We start from the raw sequence: 18,793 nt of genomic DNA, 5'->3' as shown, positions 1-18,793 counted from the left end.
ACCGACCACTAAGGAAGTCATGAGCCGCTACACCATCCCCAACCCGCCCGACTCACCCGAAGACCGCGTCATCACGGTCGGCTGGGATGCACCTCTCAACACTTACTGGGCCACGGCGTTCGACCCTCCCGCCTCCATCGACGGGGAGGACGTCGAGGTCTTCTGGATCGGATACACCCCATGCGAGCTGCCCGACGTCGAATCCCTCGCCACCGCGCTCCGCAAGCACGGCGTCGAGATCCCTCCCTTCACCGTGGAAGCGCTACGCGTGGACAAACCGGGCGAAGGGGAGAGCTTCGCGGGCCGGCCCGCGACCAAGCTCATCGCCGAGATGACGAGGCCGTACGTCCCCGCCGACCAGCAGGCGCGCATCGACGTCGCTCTCCAGGGCGGTGGCCGATGAGGCGCCACGACGTCGAGGTCATCGGCGGGCTCATCTTCTTCGCGCTCATCCTCGCGATCATCATCGGCGTCGCGGTGGCGAAGACCGGCACCGGCCGCATCGAGACCGCCACCGTGGAGTCGAAGGAGCGGGTCTGCGACAGCAGCCGCTCGTGCAGGTACCTCATCTTCACGGATCGGGGCGTGTATGAGAACACGGACGCCTGGCTGAGCTTGAAGTTCGACAGCTCCGACATCTACGGCGCGATCAAGCCCGGCCGCACCTACCGGCTCAAGGTCAACGGGTGGCGCGTCGAAGTCACCTCGTCCTACCCCAACATCCTCAGTATCGAGGGCGAGGTCACGAAGTGAAGACCAGGTTCGAGATCGCCGTCGCGAAGGTTGAGCCGTACCAGAAGTACTTCGTGCTCGGCGTGTTCGTCGCGTTCTTCGGCGGCCTGGTCGTCTTCGGCGGTGTGTGGGCGCTGGTCATCGCGACCGTCTGCATGTTTGTCGGCATCCTCCTTGGGCTGATCGTCGGCGCCGAGATGATGCGACGCGACATCGAGACCGAGATGATCGGGCTCCGAGCCCAGTACGAAGCCGCGTCCGAGCTGGCTTACAAGCTGAACGAGGAGCTGAGCGGGCAGGTGCAGCGGGCCGAATCGGCCGAGCGTGACCTGCTCGCCACCGCCGCAGAGAAGACCGCGCTGCGCGCCAAGCTCGACGCCCGCGAGGGCGGCACCACGTGAAAGACGTCCTGGCGGCGATCGGCGCGCTCACCGTGCTGGCCGCCGCCGGGATCGTCGTCCTCTCACTCCTCGCCCATCGCGCTGAGCGGCGACGCTCCCGCAGCAACCGCGACCAGCGGGCCGCCCGGCCGGCCGAGCAAGTCGCCGCCAACCCCGCATTGTGGTCCGACTTCTTCCTTGACCACGACCTACACAAGGTCCTCAGAACCCCGAAGGAATGGAAACCGTGATCCCCTTCCACGTCGTCGGCCTCGACCTCTCCCTCACCGCCACCGGCATGGCCAACGGCCTCGGCTGGTGCGAAAAGGTCGGCCGAGACGGCATCACCAACATGCCCCTGCTCACCAAGTACCGGACGCTCAACGACCTGGCCAGTCGCATCATCGTGCTCACCAGGGCCGAGCACGCCCACCTCGTCCTCGTCGAGAAGCTGGTGTTCAACCGGCAGGACGGTGGCCGCGGCGGCGCCGGTGAACGCTCGTACCTCTACTACCGGACGATGGGCATCATCGCGGAGGCCGGGGTGCCCGTCGTCGAGGTGCCGCAGGCCACGCTGAAGACGTACGCGCTCGGAAAAGGCAGCGGCAGCAAGGGCGAGATCGTCGATTCGATCGCCCGCCGTCTGCCGATGTTCGTCACCGGGGGCGACCACAACATGGCCGACGCCGCGACGCTGGCCGCGCTGGGTTCCGACCACCTCGGGCACCCGCTCGCGGACATGCCGAAGGCGCACCGCGCCGCGCTGGACAAGCTGACGTGGCCGGAGATGACCCAGTGAGCCGGGACGCGGTCGCCGAAGCACGCCGCCGCTATGGGCAGGAACGCGACAAGAAAGTGAAGGCGGGCACCTGGCGGGGCCTTGTCGATGCTCAGCAGGCACGCCAGCACGTGTTGCAACTGCACAGGACCTGGCTCATCAGCTATGAGGCCATCGGCCAACTAGCCGGGCTGACCCACACGGCTGTTCGCCACATCATCGAGGGAAGCGCATACCGGAAGCTCCCTCCACCAGCTCGGATCTCGGCGCGGACGTCCGACGCAATCCTCACGGTCACTGTGGACGACCTGCCGGACCACCACCTGATCAACGCGGTGGGATCGATGAGACGCCTGCGCGCGCTCTCCGTCGCAGGCTGGCCCGTGCGCCACGTGGCCGACCACATGGGAGCCAGTTGGGACAGCCAGAAGCAGCTCCGACGCGGTGAGAGAACAACGGTCCTCCTCCGGACCGCGCGCCAACTGCGGGAGACGTATGAGGAGCTGGTTGGTCTCGACCCGTACGAGCACTGCCGCCCTGCTGTTGTGACCAGCACCAGCACTCAGGCAGCCGCGAGCGGCTGGTATCCAGCGGCAGCGTGGGCCGACGTCATCGACGACCCCGAGGCCAAACCGTGGCAAGTCGTTCGCTGCTCCTACCCGACCTGCATCAACGGGTCGAAGGACGAACGCCTGCTGTGCGACACCCACCTCAAGCTGCTCCAGAAGAGAGGCACCCTCGACGGGGCCCGCCTCATGCGTAACACCCAGGCCCTCCTCGAGGACGCCCGGTTCATCCTCGCCACCGACCCGCCGATCAACCCGAACACGCAGCAGATCGACGGAGAACGACTCGCTGAACGGCTCGGCACCACCTGGGCAGCCCTGGAACGCCTCCTGATCCGGGCGGAGCTCAACCTCGGCAAGCTGCGCCAGACAGCATGAGCCGACAGCGGTACCGCAATCAAGCGGATGAGCAGGAGAAAGGCCCATGAGTAACACGGCGACCGAGGTCATCACCGACGCCCTCACGTCCGCCGCCCCCAACGCCACCGACATCCTCGACGCGCTCGGCAACGCGGGATACCGAGTCATCCGGCCCGAATCCGCGCCGGCCTGGATCCCCGTCACGCCGAGGAGCCTCGCCAAAGCGCAACGCGTCGCAGAGCTGATCAACACCGGCAAGACGCTGCAGCAGATCGCCGCTGAGACGCGGATGTCGCTACGCCAGGTCGAACGGTACAGCGCCGCCGCGCGCGAAATGGGGCTCACCGAGCGGAGGCGTTGATGTCCGCCCACAAGGGGTGGCGGAACAGCGCCGCCTGCCGGGGCCAGAACCTCGCCCTGTTCTTCGGCCCAGGCGAAGGCGAACCCCGCGAGACCCCCAAGCAGAAGGAAGCCCGCATCGAGCGGGCCAAGCAGTTCTGCCGCACCTGCCCCGTCCTGACCGAATGTCTGGACTTCCATCTGCAGGCCAGCGCAGCGCAATACGGCGTCGCCGGAGGCCTCGACGAAGACGAGCGCAGCGCCTACCGGCGCCGCCTGCAGCGCAAAGCAGCACGAGAAAGGAGAACCCCATGCTGACCAAGGCAGCCGAGAGGGCGATGGAAGCGCTCACACAGCGCATCTACGACCGTGACCGCACCGATCCCGAGGAACGGGACAGCACTACGGATTTCGCGTTCGAGTTCATCGTCTGGCTCCGCGCCAACGGATGGGACCACATCCCTCCAGCCGTCAAGCCCGCGCCCCCCGCACCTCCGAGCGGGCTCCACGGTCCAGCCATCGCCCGCCAAGCCCTGGCCCAGATCGGCAGGGGAGACGGCGATGGCCGATGACCTCGACGACGACAAGGCGTTGGTGCCGTTCGACGAGTTCGGCAACCTCCTGCGCGCCGCATGGACCCCGGAAGGCGAGATCGTGTGGCGCGCTCCGGAGCCGTTCACCGCACGACTCCAGCTCGGCCAGTTCGCGCGCGGCCGCGCCGCCGGCTACGTCGTGTGGCTCGACGACGAGAGCCGCATGTTCCCCATGTCCATGACGGAATTCGTCGAGACCGTCCGCACGGTCGGCGTCGAACCCGGCGGCCACGTCGAAGCCGAGTGGATCGCCCACCGCCGCGGCGGCGCGTACGGCATTCAGCTGTACATGTCGCGGCGGGAACGACGTCAGGTGCGGCGCGGCCATGACTGAGCGGGTGCTGGCGCAGCCGTCCGGATGCCGCTGGTGCGGGCTGGCGCAATACGACCACTTCCAGCGGTGGTCCCGAGAAGTCGGCTTCCATCGCTACGCCCCGCCGACGCAAGACCAGATCAAGCAGCGCATGAAGGCGCGCCGGACCATGCAGGGCCAGCGCGCCTCTCACGTGATCATCGACGAGGCCACGAAGTGGCCCGCCCCCGAAAGGACCGACATGCCCGTCACTGAAGCCCCCTACGACGAGCGGGGCAACCTCATGCACTACCCGAAGCGCAACGCCGAGTGGCGACCCAATGAGCCGTTCACCGCCACGCTGCGCATCACCGGGTGGGAGCGCGGCCGGTCGGCAGCACGGTTCTTCCTAGCCGACCAGGACGACCACGAGTTCCCCATGTTCCTCAAGGACCTCTGCACGATGCTCAACGCCACCACCGTCAGCCGGGGCACGGTTACCGGCCGCTGGCACGTGGTGAAGCGAGGCGAGAACTACGGGCTGAGCTACCTCGGGCCGGCCGACGACGATCAGGCGCCGACCACCGGACGGGAGGTGCAGGTCTGATGGCCATCGGAGTGGATCGCGAATCCCTGGCCTGGGCAGCGGGCTTCTTCGACGGTGAGGGCCATGTCCACTACGGAGTGACCCGCCGAACCGAGGGCGGCACGCCGTACCGGCGGATCGGAATTTCCATCGCTCAGTCCGACCGCGAACGTCTCGACAGGTTCGCTGCCGTGATTGGCGTCGGCAAGGTGAACGGCCCCTACAACAGCCGGAACGAGCGAGCCAAGCCGTTCCACCAGTGGGCCGTGAACACCTTCGAGTACGTGCAGCACACGGGCGTCGTCATGTGGACGTGGCTCGGGCCGGCGAAGCGCCAGCAGTTCGATCGCGCACTGACCTCGTGGCTCTCGTACGTGCCAGAGGCAGTGCCCTGCCAGCACGGGGACGACCGTGCGCGATGCCGCGAGTGCCGCTCCGAGGCGACACGGCGCGGTTGGGAGACCCGAAGGAGAAAGGCGTCATGACCAGCGAGCAGGCCGAAGCGCGCACCCTGACCGACTGGCGGGGCAACCCGTACACGGTCGGCACCACCGTCTTCTACCCGCGCATGTCCGACCGGTCGTGCGAGATCCAAGAGGGCGTCGTCATCGACATCTGGGACGCCGTATACGAGTACGGCAAGTGGCGATGGGTCCGGTTCGACCCGGCCAACCCCAAGCACCAGGCCGAAGCCGCCAAGCCGGACGGCCGCATTGTCACCAAGGTCAAGGTCCAGCCGACCGGGCTGGGCTCCCGCAACTTCGGCCGAGCCGACAGCACTCTCGTCCAGGACGAGCAGGGCCGCCTCGTTCACGACGAGCTGGGCAGGCCGGTCTACGAGGTCGGCGAGCTCAAGCCTGCGGTCATCGAGATCATCCAGAACATCACCGTCGCCACCTGCACCCACAGGGACGGCTGATGCTCGACCACTTGACGCCGAGCGAGCGCGCCGTCCTGCTCGTCATGCTCAAACGCAGCCTCGACGACCAGCTCGTCCCGCCCGAAGCCGCCGACCACGTCCGGCAGCACTTCCGGACCCAGCTCGAAACCCTCGTCAGCCTGCGCCCCGCCACCCTGGTCTACACCGGGTGGCGGGGCGCCGCCCGTCACAGAGTCCGAGCCGACCTCGAGTCCACGCTGGCGCGAGCCGGCGGACGCCTCCACGTGATCGTCGGCTACAACCCCGACACCGACGACCCACCCGGCGGCGACCGGTGGACGTACGAATGGGCCAACTACACGCCCGGCGTCACCGTCGAGACGCACCCCGCGCCCTGGCACATCCCCGAGCTGGCCAAATCCGCCGGACCGTACCGCAACGGGTTCATGCTCGGGCTCGCCGCCGGCCGCGGGGGCGCCTTCGAGGTCCTGGCCCACCTGCACCCCGCCAGCAAGGGGGCAGCGGGGACCGCCGCGTACGCCGACCACCTCGGGCTGCGCATCCGGAAGGAGCCCGCCAGATGACCAACAAGTCCGACGTCAAGAAGCTCGTCGAGGCCGAGACGGAACGCCTCGGCTTCACGATGCAGCTCGCCAACGGCAAGTTCCTGATCACCAACCCGGAGAACGGCCGCACCGGCGAGATCCCGCTGCAGGCCATGGGCCGCGGCCTCGACAACTACAAAACCAAGATCCGATCCCTGCTGAACGACCACCCCACGAAACCCTCACCCATGGTCGCCGCCACCGACCCCGCCACTCAGAAAGCCGACACCATGCCCCGTGACACCTGGTGGAGCGTTGACGAACTCGTCGGCGCAGCCCTCGCGAACGGCATCAAGCCGTACGTGTCAGGAGGACTCCTCCACACCCCCGGCCCCGTCGAGTCCAAGTCGTACGCGGACATGCTGCACGCCCGCGAGGCCGAGGTAATCGCCTACCTCACCAAGAACACCACCACCGCCACCACCGAAGGAGACACCACCGTGCCGAAGATCGGCGACACCGCCACCGTCGTCAGGACCAAGCCCCGCGACATCTTCGCCGACGCCGAAGCCCTCTGGGGACTCCTCCGCGACGCGGCCCGCGAGCAGGGAGACGAGCGGCTGACCAACGGCGGTGTCGTCGGCGTGCAATGGCAGGGAGCCCTCTCCCAGATCATCAAGACCGCCTGCCCCGACTGGGACACCATGCACGAGCAGGAAGTCCGGCAGTACCTCAACCGGACCGAGCACACCCGCTGCCACCGGCCCCGCGCCAACCCGCCCGTCTGGTGGATCGCGCTGGATTGGAACGACGGCGGACTCACCATCACCAAGACCACGCCGAAGCCCGATCCCCGCACCGTCGCGGCTGCGGCCGGAGTGAAGACACCCGAGCGGAAGACCAGCGGAAAGACTGCCGCGCTCGCCCCGGCCGTTGGGATCACGCCGCCGGCCACCGCAGGCCCCGCGCTGCGGGCACTCCTCGGATTCGAGCAGGCCATCCAGCGGACCGAGGCCGAGCGGGACCAGGCCATCCGCGAACGCGACGAGGCCCGCACCCAGCGCGACGAGGCCCGCGCCGCCCACGCCGACCTCCTCGTCGAGCTGGACGAGATGAAGGCCGACCGCGACCAGGTGAAGACGGAGCTCGACGCCATCAACGCCGTGTTCGCCCGGTACAACGGAGGTACCGCGTGATCGAACTGTCCGATCGGGACACGGAGGGGCAGGATGCTGTCTCCTTCTGACCTCAAGCCGTGCCAGGGCAGCAAGACCACGATGCCCTGCGGCAAGAAGGTTCGGTGGACTCGCGCAGCGAGCGGTGCCCAGCTCGCTGTGGACCCCGCCCCGCACCCGGACGGCAACACCGCCGTGTGGAGGGACGTCCACAGGGTGCTCCGGTCACGGCGCATCACCGAGGACGAGCCGATCGCCCCGTGGGAGAAGCGGATGATGCCACACGCCGCCACCTGCGCCGGACGACCGCGCGCCCAGACCCCGCCGCCACCGCGGCCCCCGCGCAGACACGCCCCGGCCGGGCGGCTGTATGACCTGCTCGGCGTCGCCAGCACGGCGACCCCGGACGACATCAAGAAGGCGTACCGCAGGCTGGCCCGCCAACTCCACCCCGACGTCAACCCCGACCCGGAGGTGGCCGGGCGGTTCCAGGAAATCGGGGACGCGTATCACGTCCTGTCCGACCCACGCCTGCGGCAGACGTACGACCTGACGGGGCGGCCACCACGAGCCGGATGACAGCTAAAAGCGGTACCGCTATCGTTGCGGGACGCCTCTTCCCTCGGTGGCTCCCTTGGAAAACCAGCACGTAAGGGGCCTGATGGGTTACAAGTTGGCCGACGAGGTGGCGATCAACGCGCCGAAAGCGACCCCGCCGAGGGATCTGCTCGCGCTGATCGCCATCGCCCGGCGGATCAACGACGCGACTCGTACCGGCTGGCTGACCCGTGAGGAGATCGCCCACTGGGCGAGGATCGACGTGCGGTCGGTCAAGGCGATGCGGGAGCGGCTGGTCGAGGCTGGGCTGCTCGTCGTGCTCGAAACCGGGGGCGGCCGCCGGAAGGCGACCGTGTTCTACATCCCTCCGATGCCCGGGTACTTGCCGGGGCAGCCGCCGCGTCCCCTCGATCTGGAGCTCGAAGCGGGACCTTCGGACTTCCCCGTATCGGTGCCGCGCGACCCGAAACGGGGAAGTCCAGACTTCCCCGTTTCTCCTGTGGATGACGCTGTGGACGACCGGGAGGCCGGTGGAAAAGGGGGAAGTCCAGGCTTCCCCGTTTCCGGGACTGAAAGGGGGAAGTCTGGACCGCAAAAGGGGAAGTTTGGAGGCAAAAGGGGGAAGTCTGGACTTCCCCCCAATCCTCTCTCCACTCCTCAACTTCAATCCTCTTCATCTCCGTACGGGGTCGAGGAGGAACCGACCCGACCGGCCGCCGACCACCACCCAGAAGACGACGAAAAGATCAACAAGGAGGACGACAACCCCAACACCCCCAGCCGCGCCGCCAGAGTGATCACCAAACGCATCGGATGCCCCCTGGACGAAGCCGAGCGGATCGCCCAGACGATCGCCCGCGACAACCACGTCCGCAAAGCCCTGCACCTGTACGTCGCAGGCATCCCCGCAGCAGACCTCCGAGGCTGGCGCGAGACCACGCGAAACCAGGAAGCGCAGGAGCAGACCAAGGCCGCGCGGACCACCCGCCCGGCCGGCCGATGCCACATCCACTTCCAGACGCTGCCCTGCATCGGGTGCGCAGCCGACGCCAAGGCCAGGAAGGACCACACGTGATCCACCACCTGGACCAGCACACCCAATGCTGGGACGAGATCCACCACTGGACCGGTGAACAACTCGCCGCGCACATGGCCACACTCGAAGCCCTCACCCGCGTTGGCACACCACACAACCCTGTGACCAGCGCAAATGCCGAAAACAACCACGAGCCGCAGGCCTGAAACCACGCGAAAACAACCCCCAGAGCAGCCAAAACGAGCCGGAAACCCATCAGCACGAGCCGAGCACACCTCCTCGTCGCTGATGGGTTTTCGCATGTCCCTGGAGACGCCTTTGACGCATCTGACGCACCGCAGAAGATGAGACGCATCCTGTGCGTCTCTGAGAGCGACGCTGAGCGACGATCACCGCGTGTCCGGTACATGGAGTGCCCCCTTGGAAGTGAAGCGCTCTGCGTAGATCTGAGAGCGTTCTAGCGATATCAAGATCGCGAAATGCGAGCCGGGGGTGGGCTATGCGTCGCTAGTCGGCGAACCTGGCGAATAGGTGCCAATGCAGACGATCAGCCTCGCTGACGATCAGTCGAACGTGTATTCGATTTGCCTCCAGGCCGCCCCGTTTTGTGACATAATCGTTATAAATCCGCCGGAAAACTGTTACCAAAATCCACCCCCTTAAAGGTCATTATCGCCCTACTCTTTGTCATGTGCAGATACGAACAAGCGAACGGCTCGCGTGGCTCACCGCAGTAGCGGCGCTCGCGTTCCTGGTAGCGAACACGCAGGCAGGAGGGGATGTGGCCACGGCAACGCTGGTAGCGGACGAACCAACCGCAACCGTCACCGTCAGCGGTCCGCCCGGACCGCCCGGACCGCAGGGCCCGCAAGGCGACCCCGGACCGGTCGGACCAAAGGGAGACCAGGGCGACCCCGGAGTCACCGGACCTCCCGGACCGCAGGGCGACCCCGGGCCGATGGGAACCCCCGGACCTTCCGGCCCGCCCGGACCCCAGGGCAACCCCGGCCCAACGGCGACCGTCACCGCCGTACCGGTCCCCGGACCCAAGGGTGACAAGGGCGACACCGGACCCCAGGGCGAGCAGGGCGGCACCGGCCCCAAGGGCGACCCCGGACCGACCGGACCGCAGGGCGACCCCGGCCCCACCGGGAGCGCCGGACCCACCGGACCGACCGGCCCCGCTGGTACCGGTGAGCCCGGACCGACCGGAGCCGCAGGGCCCGCCGGGCGCGACGGAACCGCCGGACCGTCCGGCAAGCCAGGATCGCCCGGACCCAAGGGCGACCAGGGCGACCCCAGCACGGCCGACACAGGCGATCCCGGCAAGCTCAACGCGGCGAACACCGCCACCGGCGACCCCGTAACTGTGTGGTCCGCATGGGCCGCCGCCCTACTGGCAGTCGGAGCCGCAACGCTCGGACTGCTGATCAGATGGCGACGCCGCAAGCGCAGGCATACCAGCGAAACCGCTGCTCAGCCTGCTGAAAGCGGTACCGCTATCGACGGCACGCAGCAGCTCTAACGAACCGCCCGCCCGGACTGTCCGGGCGGGCACCCAACACCACGAAAGGCACCACCAATGAAGATCAGCACCAACCCCGCCGAGATCTACGACGCCATCGAGCGCGTGACCATCGCCCACAAGGCCACGTTCTCCCGGCAGGGCATCTCCCGCCCGACCGGCTTCGCCGTGATCGGTCTCGCCGCAACCGGCCGCCTTGACGAACTGGCCGCCGCCAGCGCTGAGGGCAGCGTGGCCGACCGGATCATGACCGGGGATGAGCTGAAGGACCTTCCCGCCGAGTGCATCGCCACGCGCGGCACCGGCAAGAGCGCGGTCAAGTTCACCACCTATGCCCTGATCGGCATGCACGCAGCCGCTCAGGTTGGGTTCGGTCAGGCGACTCTCACCGAGCTAGGCAAGGTCCCCGGTACCAGCGCCACCAAGGTCCAGAACTTCCTGTCTGAGCTTCCCGAGATGGCCGAGTACCGCAAGGAAATCGAGGCCCGGAAGAAGGCCGCCGCGAAGACCGCCGCCGACACGGCCGCCGTCCGCCTCGTGTGGAAGTTCGCCGAGAAGTTCAAGGCCCCGCACAACGAAGAGACGTACGCGGAGGTCATGGAAGATCGTGGCCTGTCGTTCGACCAGGTCAAGGCGACCATTGCGCTTCTGAAGGCTGACTCCGAGGTCAAGGCCGCCGAGAGCGCCGACGCCTAGCAGCACCGGGCGCGCCCGTGTCGCCACCACGGGCGCGCTCCCCACCCCTCACCAACCAACACCGCAGCGCCGCAGGGAGCCCCCATGTTCACCGTCACCCGAGACCAGGCCGAGAACGCCCGCGACCACGCCATGAACGCGCACCGTAGCGCGACCGATCACCAGGCCACATGCCGGAAGTGCCAGACGGAAGGCGTTCCGTGCGAGCTTGGCGGCATGTTGCAGAGCGGCGCAGTCAAGATCGGCAAGGAAGCTGCGGATGCCCTGGCCGCTTACCTCCCGGTCGGCAGCACCGTGATCTACACCGGGCATGTCGCCCGCTACCGGGACCGCGTGTGGCTGGTCGCCGGGCTCGCCTCACGCGCCCCCTGGTCGGGATACACGCTCGCCACGAACGGCCTTGCCCGGATCACGGCCAGTCTCCCCAGCATCGCACTAAGCAGCGTCGAAGCGCAGCGACGCGAGCACATGCGAGCCGTGAAGCGTGCCGTTGAGCCGTGCGCCGAAGTGCTCGCGCACTACGTCGTGCACCTTGACCCAACCGTGAGCATGAGCGACGCCGGGAAGATCTACTTGTCGTGGACCTCATCGGACTACGCCCGTGCCGAGCGTCGAGCGGTTAACCAGGGCGGCGACGCATCCGGCCAGTACATTGGCGCGGCGCTCTGGCTCTTGCAGACGATCCGGTCTCACGTGCAGCGCAAGGCGTGGCACGAGATTGAGCACGACACAGACCGCGCTCGCAAGCTGCGCGATCACGTGAAGGCGAACGCGTAGCGCGCACCGCGCCGACCAGCGCCGGACCGCATCGCGCGGTTCGGCGCTTTCGCATGCCCCTGGGGGTACCCCGGATCGGGGCCGGCCAGTGCTGCATTCGGCTTGGTGCCTGCGAAAAGAATTTGATCTTGTAGCCTGGTGGGCGTTTTCGTCTCGGGGTCGGGGGTGCCGTGTCTGGTCTTGCTTCTGGGGTGTCGATGGTTCGGGGCGCGTGTATGGGCCCGTGTAATGGGCGTCAGCGTCGGGCGTGGGCTGCTTTCGAGCGGGCGCGCGATGAGCATGCGGACCTGGTGGACGAGTGGGTGAGGAAGGGCGAGGCCGGTGAGCCGCCTGCCGAGCCGGAGGTTCCGGAGTTGCGTTGGCGGCCGGGGGCTCCGCTGGTGTGCGGTCGGTGTACGGCGTCGGTTCGGGCAGCGCTGTTGGAGGTGGATGGGTTCGCTGCGCAGCTCGCTCGGGAGGCGGATGGGTTCCGGCCGCCGTCGAAGTGGTCGAGGGTGTCGGGGTCGAGGCCGAAGCCTGCGGTGTCGCCGGTGGGGGAACTGCTGGAGAAGCTGACGGGCGGGCTGCTCGACTTCGAGGATCGGGCGCGGGTGTGGCTGCGGGCGGGGCCGCGTCCGAGCGGGGTCCGGTCGGCGGTTGCTCGGTCGCGGGCGGTGGGTTGGCTGTCGGAGTCGGGTCGGCTGGAGAGCGTCCTCGTTCGTGAGGACCTGGTGGGCCTGGTGGACTTCGTCTTGTCGTGGCGGCTGGTGCTCGAACGGATGGTGGGGGATGAGCCGCCTGCGTGGACGCCGGCGCGGTGCCGGTGTGGCGAGCGGTCGTTCCGCTGGGACGTGAAGGCAGGCTTCTACGTGTGCGCGTCGTGTGGGACGCACGTTTCGGAGCGGGAGGTGTCGGGGCGGGTTGAGGAGGAGGCAGGTAGCGGGAGTGTGCGTGTTGGCGGTGCGCGCTGAACCTCGGGGGCTAGTGTTGTCCATGTCCTTTGAGGACCAGGTTGGAAGAGGGCTCCCTGTTGCAGCGGGGGGCCCTCGCAATCCTCGCTGATTGCGGTTCCGCTGTCGGCTTGCGCCTGGTGATGCGGCTGTGTAACACTTCCAAGCGACGGAGAGACTTGTGCCCTCGGACCGATCATGGTTCGGGGGCTTTCCGCTGTTCGGGGGGTGTTGGTGTCCCCTGCGACGGCGAAGACCGCTGCTGTCCGGCTGGGCCGGGAGGCGGTGACGATCCGGCAGTGGGCGCGCAGGTATGGCGTCCGGGTGCTGGGCCGGGTTGGCCGCGAGGTCGTGTACGACTTCGCCGACTTGGCGACGATCGAGGGCTGCATCTGGCGGGGCGACGAAGTGCCCGAGACGCCGGAGGGCCGGGATGCGTTGCGGGTTCGGCTGGCGGCGGCTGCGTGAGAGCAATCAGACAGGGGTGGCTGTGATGGTTCGGAAGTATCAGCGGGTGTCCGGTGCCGAGCGCGAGACGCTGAAGGCGGAGCTGAAGCGCCGGTACCTGGACGGGGAGTCGATCCGGGGGCTGTCGCTCTCGACGGGCCGCTCGTACGGGTTCGTTCACCGGCTGCTGGAGGAGGCGGGGGCGCCGCTGCGGCCGCGGGGCGGTAAGCAGAGGCTGGCCCGCGCGCTTGCGGCGGTCAGCGAGTGATCTAGCTAATCGGGGCAGTCGGCCGCCCTTACCGAAAGTCCCGGAAGAAGTACCAACTGGCCGCAGCAATGCACAGCCCGAAGAGGGCGATCGGCCCCCACAGCATGAATTGCAGCTCGACGACCCCCAACGTCCGGCTGAAGAAGGTAACCGGGTTGACCCAAAGACCCAGCGTGGCAGCAGGGATGGCGAGCACGAGCTTTACTGCCCGGGTGCGTCTCGACTTGGGCAGAGGGCGTACCCATCTCAGCTCCGAGACCACTTTCCCGCCGGACAGCCAGCCCAACACCGCATACAACAGGGCAGACCACCAGAGTGCATGCTGCAGTTGCAGTTCGGCCGTGGCCGCTCCCAACCCGATGACCGCCCCTAGGTGGAGGACGCCGAACTGCCAGGTGCTCATTCCTGCAGCGCCACGCCAACTCCGGGTATGCCCAAACCAAAAGACCATGCGCCTATCTTCGTGGCTCCTGGCGGGACGGGTCCCGGCTTCGGTGAGATCGCATTACGGTCTGACGGTGCGGCCAAGATCGCTGAGATGGGAACATAATTCACGTTATGTTCCGCTCTGCGTGGTACCGTCACGAGTGATCCACATCCCTCGTGAAAGGTGCTCTCATGAGCAACCCCAGCAGTGACCGGCTCCACCCGGCCGCCGCGTTCGACACCCTGATCGCTCGTGTCCGGTTCCGCTGGCCCGACGCGACCGGCGAAGGAGTCGCCGCCGCCCTGCAGTCCCGCGACCCGCTCCTCCCCGAGCTGTACGCGCACGCTCGTCCCGAGCTGGAAGCGCTCGCCGTCGGCAACCCAACTCTGCGGGCGCTCCTCGACGAACTCTCGCATGGCGGTACTCGGTGAGCATCGACTACTCCGACCTCTTCCGCCAGGACGAGCCCGAGCACGCCCGCCGCGAGCACACCTCCGAGCGGCTGAGCGACATCATCGCCCAGTACGAGGGCATCGACCTGCGCTCGGCGTCCATCACCGCGGCTGTCCTCAGCGCGGTGATCCGCCAGGCCCGCGAGCATCCCGAGTACACGGCGGACGACCTCGACGCGATCCTGTCGCTGGTATGCGCCAAGCTGTCGATCCGCGCGAGCGTCGAAGAGGCGTGCGAGCACTTCGGCGGTGAGGGATGACCGGCGAGCTGGTCCAGGCGCCGCGCGGCGACCTCGCGCTCCCGCTCGACCTCCCGCCGATCATCCTCGACCTGACCCGGGCGTGGCTGTGGTCGTATGACTCGCCGCACACCCGCGAAGCGTACGAGCGGAACATCCGGCGCTGGTTCCAGTTCTGCGCGGAGACCGGCCTCGACCCGCTGGAGGCACGCAAGCCGCACGGCGACGTGTTCTCCCGCTGGTACCAGGAGACGGCCCGCCGGCCGCCAAAGCCGAAGACGGTCGCTCAGGTGCTGTCGTCGGTGTCGTCCTGGTACGAGTACCTGCACGAGACCGAAGCCCTCGACGCCAACCGGTTCAAGAAGACGCGGCGGCCGAAGATCCCGCGCAAGCACTCCGAGACGGTCGCGCTCACCAAGGGAGAGGCGCAGGATTTCCTCCGGGCGGCCGACGCCGACCACGGCCGGGAACGGCTGCGCACCGCGGCGCTGATCCGGCTGCTGCTGCAGACCGGGATCCGCATCTCCGAGGCAATCAACGCGCAGATCGACGACCTCGGGTTCGCCCGCGGGTACCGGACGCTGCGCATCACGGTGAAGGGCGGCGACACGATCACCCGACGTCTGCCGGTGGAGACGACGCACACGCTGGACATCTACCTCGCTGAGCGGGCGCGCCGCGAAGGGATCGAGCTGCAGGACCTGACGGGTCCGCTGTTCGCGACCTCGACCGGCCAGAGCTGGAGCAGGTCGAAGGCGTTCGAGCTGGTGCGGCGCATCGCCATGCAGGCGGGCATCACGTCGAAGGTGGGGCCGCACTCGTGCAGGCACACCTATGCGTCGCTGGCGCAGGAGGCCGGCGTGGCGATGCGGCAGATCCAGCTCGACCTCAACCACGCCGACGTGTCCACGACGGAGATATATCTGCACAGCCGGGATCGGCTGGAGAAGGACGCCTCTCAGGTGGTGGCGTCGCTACTGGAGTAGGAGGGTCACGTGCCCAGGTCGAGAACGAGCGCACTGGACAAGACGGCGTGGCTGCACCACTGCGGCGCGGTCAACCTGGGCACGTGGACCGACCGTGCGCTGTGCGGCGGCTGCCGGTACTCGGTGGGGCACGCCGAGGACGTGGAACAGTACCGGCTGACGCGCGTCTGGTGATGGGTCCGTTACGACCGCCAACTGTAGGACTCCAGGCCGGTCTTCCACGTGCCCGGCGCGAGGGTGGCGTCCAGCGCGCCGCATTGGGTGTCCCGGTAGAAAGCCCACGGCCTGTTGGTGTTGTTGTAGATCGTGCGGGCTGGCTGGGTGGGAGTGACGTCGCACCAGTCGGAGACGGGCTGGTAGAAGAACACCTCTCCCTGGAAGCCGTCTCCGGTCCAGAAGCAGACGTAGCCCTGAGCGCATCGATGGCTGGGCACTGCAGCGGCGGCGGGCTGCGCGACTCCCGCAGCAAAGGTGAGGGCTGCGGCGCTGGTCAGGCTGGCCAGAACGCGGCGAGTAAGGGACATGATGACCTCCATGGGTCCTCGGGAAGGCGTACTGCCTCGGATGGCGGAGGAGGATGGGGCCCGATCGCCGGATGGCTGACAGCTCCTCCGGTGGCGGGGGTTGTGATGCCGAGATGGCAAGCGATCAAGGGGTGGGCTGTTCGTCCAGGGGTACATTGGGGCAGCCGCGGGCGATTGCCTCCAGGGTCTCCTTCTCCCGGTCGTCCACAGTGAGCTGCCAGCGGCGTTTGATCGCGGTCCATTCGGCCACGTACCGGCAGCGCACCGGCTCGTCCGGGGGTAGCCACTCGGCGGGGTCCCGGTCGGCCTTCTGCCGGTTGCTGCGCTGGGTGACGGCCACCAGGTGGTGTTCGGCGTTTAGGTCATTGGCGTAGGCGACGCGCCGTTCGACGGTCCACGCCGAGGCGCCGGAGTCCCAGGCTTCGGCCAGCGGGACGACGTGGTCGATGTCGAGTTTGTCGGCGCTGTCCACGGTGATGCCGTCGTAGTAGGAGCGCCAGATGCCGCCGGTGAGCGTGCATTTCTGGCCGATCTCGGGTGCGGTGACGGCCTCGGCGATGAGGACCTCGCGGCGGGTATCGCAGCCATCGTGATCGAGGTCGATCCATAGGCGCGCCGATGGGGTCTTGTGGAAGCTGGTGCGTTTGTAGCCGTCGCGGCTCTCGGTTGCTGCTGGCAGTTCAGTGACCGCGTCCCACAGGAGCAGGGGTGGCGGTGCCTGTTCGGCGGCTGGCTTGGCGAGGGCGGGAGACGTGTAGACGGGCGTGGAAGTTATCGCGCTCATGATTGCGGCGGTGATGAGAAGTGAGGGCCGACGCAGGAAACCCATGATCCTCCGGCTAGCAGCGAAGTGTATTCAAATGACTCCACTACGTAATCATGTCTGGTAGAAGGCGCGTTACCGCCTGTGAGGTAACAGAACACTGTCCTGGCCCGCTGCTTCCGGCGGGGACCGGGTTTCCCCCTCTCACCCCTCGGAGGTCACTGGCGTGCGCTGGCACAGCGTCAACTACAAGGCAGAGGACGACAGCCAATCACTCGTCGATCGCGGGTGGTGGCTGTCGGACCTGCCCCGCCTCATGCTCATCTGCCGCCTGCGCGGCCACCGGCCGGTCGTGGACGGCTATGGCCCGTGCGAGCCCGGCCTGCACGCGGCCCGCTGGATCGTCTGCGACCGGTGCGGAGTCCGGCCCAGCCCGCAAGGGTCGCTCGACCCCGCGAAGTACCAGGTGGGCGACCCGTACAGCGGGCCGTGGATCCCGCTCACACGGGTACTGGCGGCCGACGCGTGGATGGCGATGCTCGGACTACGCACCGCGCCCGTCCACGATGCCGACAAGGGCAAGCCCGGCCCGTATCCGGAAAGCCCGCGGGGCGCCATCGGTGGACAGGTCGTCGTCGGCAGTCGAGCTCTTCCCGGCTTCTCGATCGGGTTCGAGGTCGGCAACGCAGGCAGCGATCACATGCTGGACGCACACCTGCGGCTCGGCCGACTGCTGGCCATCTACGTGCACACCGAGGGATACGGCAGGTGGGTGCAGCGCCGACTCAACCCGACCGGATATGAGTCGCGCGAGGTCCGCCTGGCCATCGGCGAGTGGCAGTACCGGTGGGCTCTCTGGGGCCGCAGCGGATACTGGGACAGCGCCGCCCCGTGGTGGCAGCAGGGTTACGCCAGCTTCGACCTGATGGAGCGCCTGTTTGGGCCCAAGCGGTACAGCTACGAGCCGGTCGGCGACGAGCAGGTGGGCGTCGTGCGGATGCCCGAGGGCGATCAACACGAGGTGCGTCTGCAGCTTCAGCGGGAACGACTCGGCCGGCCGCGGCTGCGGTGGCGCGACCGCCTGTCCTGGTCGGTGCAGTGGACGGCCACCCCCGGCATCCCGTACCGGGAGGGCCGCTCGATCGACTCGTGGTCCGTCGAGGTCGATGACGAGGTGGTTGAGAAGGGCACGTGGCAGGTCGCCGCGCTGATCGCGCTTGGCGCGAAGATGTCGCAGATGCGGACCCGGAACGGCTACCGGCCTCGGGCCGAGGAAGGCGGGTGAGCGCGTCCATGCCCGCCATCGTTTCCCAGACCTACCGCATGGTGCCGGTCGCCGATCTCGAACCGCACCCGGACAACCCGCACCAGGGCGACGTGGACGTGATCGCCAAGTCGATCGAGAAGAACGGCTTCTACGGCACGATCCTGGTCCAGAAGTCCCGGATGCGGATCATCGCCGGTGAGCACCGCTGGCGGGGCGCGAAGGCCAAGGGTCTGGGCCAGGTGCCCGCGCTGATCCTCGACGTGGACGACGCCGCCGCGCTGCGCATCCTCCTCGCCGACAACCGCACCGCCGAGATCGGCGGGTACGACGACCAGGCCCTTGCCGAGCTGCTGCGCAGCCTCGACGACCTCGACGGCACCGGCTGGACGGAGCAGGATCTCGACGACCTGGCCGACGCCATCGCCGCCGACAACGCGGTGGCGCTTTCCCCCGACCGCGCTCCGGCTCCGGGCGGTGGCCGCGCCGACCAGGCTGGCACCGACGACGAGGAGGAGTTGCCCGAACCGGGCGACGCCGAGACCCATACGCGGCCCGTCGTCTGGGGCGTGGTGGTCACCTGCGACAGCGAAGCGCAGCAGGTGCAGCTCCTCAACCAGCTCGCCGGTCAGGGCTGGAGCGCCCGCGCCCTGATGTAACCCCGCCGCCCGCTACC

General features: G+C 68.0%; 32 protein-coding genes. 29 read left to right on the top strand and 3 right to left on the bottom strand.

The genetic code is table 11. From position 1 onward, the window contains the following. Window positions 1–19: 19 nt before the first annotated feature. The 23 genes from HD597_RS33605 to HD597_RS33495 all read left to right on the top strand — a co-directional run bounded on the left by HD597_RS33605 (window position 20) and on the right by HD597_RS33495 (window position 13,462). A complete protein-coding gene (locus HD597_RS33605; protein ID WP_253747195.1) occupies window positions 20–403 on the top strand; it encodes a hypothetical protein in 384 nt (127 codons plus the stop codon). Further along, window positions 400–753 (top strand): DUF1523 family protein, encoded by a 354-nt coding sequence (locus tag HD597_RS33600; protein WP_253747194.1) that lies wholly within the window; start codon window positions 400–402, stop codon window positions 751–753. The genes HD597_RS33605 and HD597_RS33600 overlap by 4 nt, the downstream gene beginning before the upstream one ends. Continuing rightward, a complete protein-coding gene (locus HD597_RS33595; protein WP_253747193.1) occupies window positions 750–1,133 on the top strand; it encodes a hypothetical protein in 384 nt (127 codons plus the stop codon). Before HD597_RS33600 ends, HD597_RS33595 begins: the two co-directional genes overlap by 4 nt. Continuing rightward, window positions 1,130–1,363, top strand: a complete 234-nt coding sequence (locus HD597_RS33590; RefSeq protein ID WP_253747192.1) for a hypothetical protein — start codon at window positions 1,130–1,132, stop codon at window positions 1,361–1,363. The genes HD597_RS33595 and HD597_RS33590 overlap by 4 nt, the downstream gene beginning before the upstream one ends. Then, entirely contained in the window at window positions 1,360–1,911 is a 552-nt protein-coding gene (locus HD597_RS33585; protein WP_253747191.1) for a RuvC family protein, read from the top strand. The genes HD597_RS33590 and HD597_RS33585 overlap by 4 nt, the downstream gene beginning before the upstream one ends. Next, window positions 1,908–2,834 carry a hypothetical protein gene (locus HD597_RS33580; RefSeq protein ID WP_253747190.1) on the top strand — a complete coding sequence of 309 codons (927 nt, stop codon included), beginning with the start codon at window positions 1,908–1,910 and terminating at the stop codon, window positions 2,832–2,834. Before HD597_RS33585 ends, HD597_RS33580 begins: the two co-directional genes overlap by 4 nt. 46 nt (window positions 2,835–2,880) lie before the next feature. Continuing rightward, window positions 2,881–3,177, top strand: coding sequence for a hypothetical protein (locus tag HD597_RS33575; RefSeq protein ID WP_253747189.1), 297 nt, complete (start codon window positions 2,881–2,883; stop codon window positions 3,175–3,177). Further along, window positions 3,177–3,473 (top strand): WhiB family transcriptional regulator, encoded by a 297-nt coding sequence (locus HD597_RS33570; RefSeq protein WP_253747188.1) that lies wholly within the window; start codon window positions 3,177–3,179, stop codon window positions 3,471–3,473. Before HD597_RS33575 ends, HD597_RS33570 begins: the two co-directional genes overlap by 1 nt. Further along, entirely contained in the window at window positions 3,467–3,727 is a 261-nt protein-coding gene (locus tag HD597_RS33565; protein WP_253747187.1) for a hypothetical protein, read from the top strand. The genes HD597_RS33570 and HD597_RS33565 overlap by 7 nt, the downstream gene beginning before the upstream one ends. Further along, a complete protein-coding gene (locus tag HD597_RS33560; protein ID WP_253747186.1) occupies window positions 3,717–4,082 on the top strand; it encodes a hypothetical protein in 366 nt (121 codons plus the stop codon). Before HD597_RS33565 ends, HD597_RS33560 begins: the two co-directional genes overlap by 11 nt. Next, window positions 4,075–4,647, top strand: coding sequence for a hypothetical protein (locus HD597_RS33555; protein ID WP_253747185.1), 573 nt, complete (start codon window positions 4,075–4,077; stop codon window positions 4,645–4,647). Before HD597_RS33560 ends, HD597_RS33555 begins: the two co-directional genes overlap by 8 nt. Then, window positions 4,647–5,111, top strand: a complete 465-nt coding sequence (locus HD597_RS33550; protein WP_253747184.1) for a hypothetical protein — start codon at window positions 4,647–4,649, stop codon at window positions 5,109–5,111. The genes HD597_RS33555 and HD597_RS33550 overlap by 1 nt, the downstream gene beginning before the upstream one ends. Continuing rightward, complete coding sequence (locus HD597_RS33545; RefSeq protein ID WP_253747183.1) at window positions 5,108–5,545, top strand: hypothetical protein; 438 nt, start codon at window positions 5,108–5,110, stop codon at window positions 5,543–5,545. The genes HD597_RS33550 and HD597_RS33545 overlap by 4 nt, the downstream gene beginning before the upstream one ends. Then, window positions 5,545–6,090, top strand: a complete 546-nt coding sequence (locus HD597_RS33540) for a hypothetical protein (protein ID WP_253747182.1) — start codon at window positions 5,545–5,547, stop codon at window positions 6,088–6,090. Before HD597_RS33545 ends, HD597_RS33540 begins: the two co-directional genes overlap by 1 nt. Beyond that, window positions 6,087–7,247: a hypothetical protein gene (locus HD597_RS33535; protein ID WP_253747181.1), complete on the top strand. Its 1,161-nt coding sequence runs from the start codon at window positions 6,087–6,089 to the stop codon at window positions 7,245–7,247. The genes HD597_RS33540 and HD597_RS33535 overlap by 4 nt, the downstream gene beginning before the upstream one ends. Window positions 7,248–7,280: 33 nt before the next feature. Next, window positions 7,281–7,805 (top strand): J domain-containing protein, encoded by a 525-nt coding sequence (locus tag HD597_RS66060; protein ID WP_308210739.1) that lies wholly within the window; start codon window positions 7,281–7,283, stop codon window positions 7,803–7,805. 82 nt (window positions 7,806–7,887) lie between these two features. Further along, window positions 7,888–8,859 (top strand): hypothetical protein, encoded by a 972-nt coding sequence (locus HD597_RS33525; RefSeq protein WP_253747180.1) that lies wholly within the window; start codon window positions 7,888–7,890, stop codon window positions 8,857–8,859. Beyond that, window positions 8,856–9,026, top strand: a complete 171-nt coding sequence (locus HD597_RS33520) for a hypothetical protein (RefSeq protein ID WP_253747179.1) — start codon at window positions 8,856–8,858, stop codon at window positions 9,024–9,026. Before HD597_RS33525 ends, HD597_RS33520 begins: the two co-directional genes overlap by 4 nt. A gap of 1,376 nt (window positions 9,027–10,402) precedes the next feature. Then, window positions 10,403–11,041 carry a hypothetical protein gene (locus tag HD597_RS33515; RefSeq protein WP_253747178.1) on the top strand — a complete coding sequence of 213 codons (639 nt, stop codon included), beginning with the start codon at window positions 10,403–10,405 and terminating at the stop codon, window positions 11,039–11,041. Window positions 11,042–11,125: 84 nt separating this feature from the next. Next, entirely contained in the window at window positions 11,126–11,818 is a 693-nt protein-coding gene (locus HD597_RS33510) for a hypothetical protein (RefSeq protein WP_253747177.1), read from the top strand. Window positions 11,819–12,108: 290 nt separating this feature from the next. After that, a complete protein-coding gene (locus HD597_RS33505; protein WP_253747176.1) occupies window positions 12,109–12,768 on the top strand; it encodes a TFIIB-type zinc ribbon-containing protein in 660 nt (219 codons plus the stop codon). 207 nt (window positions 12,769–12,975) lie between these two features. Beyond that, window positions 12,976–13,215 carry a MerR family transcriptional regulator gene (locus HD597_RS33500; RefSeq protein WP_253747175.1) on the top strand — a complete coding sequence of 80 codons (240 nt, stop codon included), beginning with the start codon at window positions 12,976–12,978 and terminating at the stop codon, window positions 13,213–13,215. A 25-nt stretch (window positions 13,216–13,240) separates the two neighbouring features. Further along, entirely contained in the window at window positions 13,241–13,462 is a 222-nt protein-coding gene (locus tag HD597_RS33495) for a helix-turn-helix domain-containing protein (RefSeq protein ID WP_276083093.1), read from the top strand. 28 nt (window positions 13,463–13,490) lie between these two features. Here HD597_RS33495 and HD597_RS33490 read toward each other — a convergent pair whose 3' ends face one another. Beyond that, window positions 13,491–13,865, bottom strand: a complete 375-nt coding sequence (locus HD597_RS33490) for a hypothetical protein (protein WP_253747173.1) — start codon at window positions 13,863–13,865, stop codon at window positions 13,491–13,493. Window positions 13,866–14,080: 215 nt separating this feature from the next. Here HD597_RS33490 and HD597_RS33485 point away from each other — a divergent pair, with 215 nt between their 5' ends. The 4 genes from HD597_RS33485 to HD597_RS33470 are packed head-to-tail and all read left to right on the top strand — an operon-like array spanning window position 14,081 to window position 15,740. Beyond that, window positions 14,081–14,320 carry a hypothetical protein gene (locus HD597_RS33485; RefSeq protein WP_253747172.1) on the top strand — a complete coding sequence of 80 codons (240 nt, stop codon included), beginning with the start codon at window positions 14,081–14,083 and terminating at the stop codon, window positions 14,318–14,320. Beyond that, the gene (locus tag HD597_RS33480) at window positions 14,317–14,601 is read left to right on the top strand and encodes a hypothetical protein (RefSeq protein ID WP_253747171.1); all 285 of its coding nucleotides are present in this window, start codon (window positions 14,317–14,319) and stop codon (window positions 14,599–14,601) included. Before HD597_RS33485 ends, HD597_RS33480 begins: the two co-directional genes overlap by 4 nt. Further along, window positions 14,598–15,566 carry a tyrosine-type recombinase/integrase gene (locus HD597_RS33475; RefSeq protein WP_253747170.1) on the top strand — a complete coding sequence of 323 codons (969 nt, stop codon included), beginning with the start codon at window positions 14,598–14,600 and terminating at the stop codon, window positions 15,564–15,566. The genes HD597_RS33480 and HD597_RS33475 overlap by 4 nt, the downstream gene beginning before the upstream one ends. A 9-nt stretch (window positions 15,567–15,575) precedes the next feature. Further along, window positions 15,576–15,740 (top strand): hypothetical protein, encoded by a 165-nt coding sequence (locus HD597_RS33470; RefSeq protein WP_253747169.1) that lies wholly within the window; start codon window positions 15,576–15,578, stop codon window positions 15,738–15,740. Window positions 15,741–15,748: 8 nt separating this feature from the next. On the opposite strand, the gene HD597_RS33465 is transcribed toward HD597_RS33470, so the two are convergent. Then, the gene (locus HD597_RS33465) at window positions 15,749–16,090 is read right to left on the bottom strand and encodes a peptidase inhibitor family I36 protein (protein WP_253747168.1); all 342 of its coding nucleotides are present in this window, start codon (window positions 16,088–16,090) and stop codon (window positions 15,749–15,751) included. Window positions 16,091–16,214: 124 nt separating this feature from the next. Further along, complete coding sequence (locus HD597_RS33460; protein ID WP_253747167.1) at window positions 16,215–16,919, bottom strand: HNH endonuclease family protein; 705 nt, start codon at window positions 16,917–16,919, stop codon at window positions 16,215–16,217. A 160-nt stretch (window positions 16,920–17,079) separates the two neighbouring features. Here HD597_RS33460 and HD597_RS33455 point away from each other — a divergent pair, with 160 nt between their 5' ends. Then, window positions 17,080–18,138, top strand: a complete 1,059-nt coding sequence (locus HD597_RS33455; RefSeq protein ID WP_253747166.1) for a hypothetical protein — start codon at window positions 17,080–17,082, stop codon at window positions 18,136–18,138. Next, the gene (locus tag HD597_RS33450) at window positions 18,135–18,776 is read left to right on the top strand and encodes a ParB/RepB/Spo0J family partition protein (RefSeq protein ID WP_253747165.1); all 642 of its coding nucleotides are present in this window, start codon (window positions 18,135–18,137) and stop codon (window positions 18,774–18,776) included. Before HD597_RS33455 ends, HD597_RS33450 begins: the two co-directional genes overlap by 4 nt. Window positions 18,777–18,793: the final 17 nt, after the last annotated feature.

The organism is Nonomuraea thailandensis (genome assembly GCF_024172165.1).
In the GTDB taxonomy this organism is placed as follows: Bacteria; Actinomycetota; Actinomycetes; order Streptosporangiales; family Streptosporangiaceae; genus Nonomuraea; species Nonomuraea thailandensis.
This window is presented reverse-complemented; position numbering and strand designations above follow the sequence as displayed.

Coding starts and splice junctions, on each gene's coding strand:
- HD597_RS66060 (WP_308210739.1), top strand. CDS start 7,281: ATGCTGTCTCCTTCTGACCTCAAGCCGTGCCAGGGCAGCAAGACCACG.
- HD597_RS33605 (WP_253747195.1), top strand. CDS start 20: ATGAGCCGCTACACCATCCCCAACCCGCCCGACTCACCCGAAGACCGC.
- HD597_RS33495 (WP_276083093.1), top strand. CDS start 13,241: ATGGTTCGGAAGTATCAGCGGGTGTCCGGTGCCGAGCGCGAGACGCTG.
- HD597_RS33545 (WP_253747183.1), top strand. CDS start 5,108: ATGACCAGCGAGCAGGCCGAAGCGCGCACCCTGACCGACTGGCGGGGC.
- HD597_RS33460 (WP_253747167.1), bottom strand. CDS start 16,919: ATGGGTTTCCTGCGTCGGCCCTCACTTCTCATCACCGCCGCAATCATG.
- HD597_RS33535 (WP_253747181.1), top strand. CDS start 6,087: ATGACCAACAAGTCCGACGTCAAGAAGCTCGTCGAGGCCGAGACGGAA.
- HD597_RS33465 (WP_253747168.1), bottom strand. CDS start 16,090: ATGTCCCTTACTCGCCGCGTTCTGGCCAGCCTGACCAGCGCCGCAGCC.
- HD597_RS33570 (WP_253747188.1), top strand. CDS start 3,177: ATGTCCGCCCACAAGGGGTGGCGGAACAGCGCCGCCTGCCGGGGCCAG.
- HD597_RS33490 (WP_253747173.1), bottom strand. CDS start 13,865: ATGAGCACCTGGCAGTTCGGCGTCCTCCACCTAGGGGCGGTCATCGGG.
- HD597_RS33525 (WP_253747180.1), top strand. CDS start 7,888: ATGGGTTACAAGTTGGCCGACGAGGTGGCGATCAACGCGCCGAAAGCG.
- HD597_RS33555 (WP_253747185.1), top strand. CDS start 4,075: ATGACTGAGCGGGTGCTGGCGCAGCCGTCCGGATGCCGCTGGTGCGGG.
- HD597_RS33475 (WP_253747170.1), top strand. CDS start 14,598: ATGACCGGCGAGCTGGTCCAGGCGCCGCGCGGCGACCTCGCGCTCCCG.
- HD597_RS33515 (WP_253747178.1), top strand. CDS start 10,403: ATGAAGATCAGCACCAACCCCGCCGAGATCTACGACGCCATCGAGCGC.
- HD597_RS33540 (WP_253747182.1), top strand. CDS start 5,545: ATGCTCGACCACTTGACGCCGAGCGAGCGCGCCGTCCTGCTCGTCATG.
- HD597_RS33600 (WP_253747194.1), top strand. CDS start 400: ATGAGGCGCCACGACGTCGAGGTCATCGGCGGGCTCATCTTCTTCGCG.
- HD597_RS33565 (WP_253747187.1), top strand. CDS start 3,467: ATGCTGACCAAGGCAGCCGAGAGGGCGATGGAAGCGCTCACACAGCGC.
- HD597_RS33510 (WP_253747177.1), top strand. CDS start 11,126: ATGTTCACCGTCACCCGAGACCAGGCCGAGAACGCCCGCGACCACGCC.
- HD597_RS33550 (WP_253747184.1), top strand. CDS start 4,647: ATGGCCATCGGAGTGGATCGCGAATCCCTGGCCTGGGCAGCGGGCTTC.
- HD597_RS33575 (WP_253747189.1), top strand. CDS start 2,881: ATGAGTAACACGGCGACCGAGGTCATCACCGACGCCCTCACGTCCGCC.
- HD597_RS33560 (WP_253747186.1), top strand. CDS start 3,717: ATGGCCGATGACCTCGACGACGACAAGGCGTTGGTGCCGTTCGACGAG.
- HD597_RS33485 (WP_253747172.1), top strand. CDS start 14,081: ATGAGCAACCCCAGCAGTGACCGGCTCCACCCGGCCGCCGCGTTCGAC.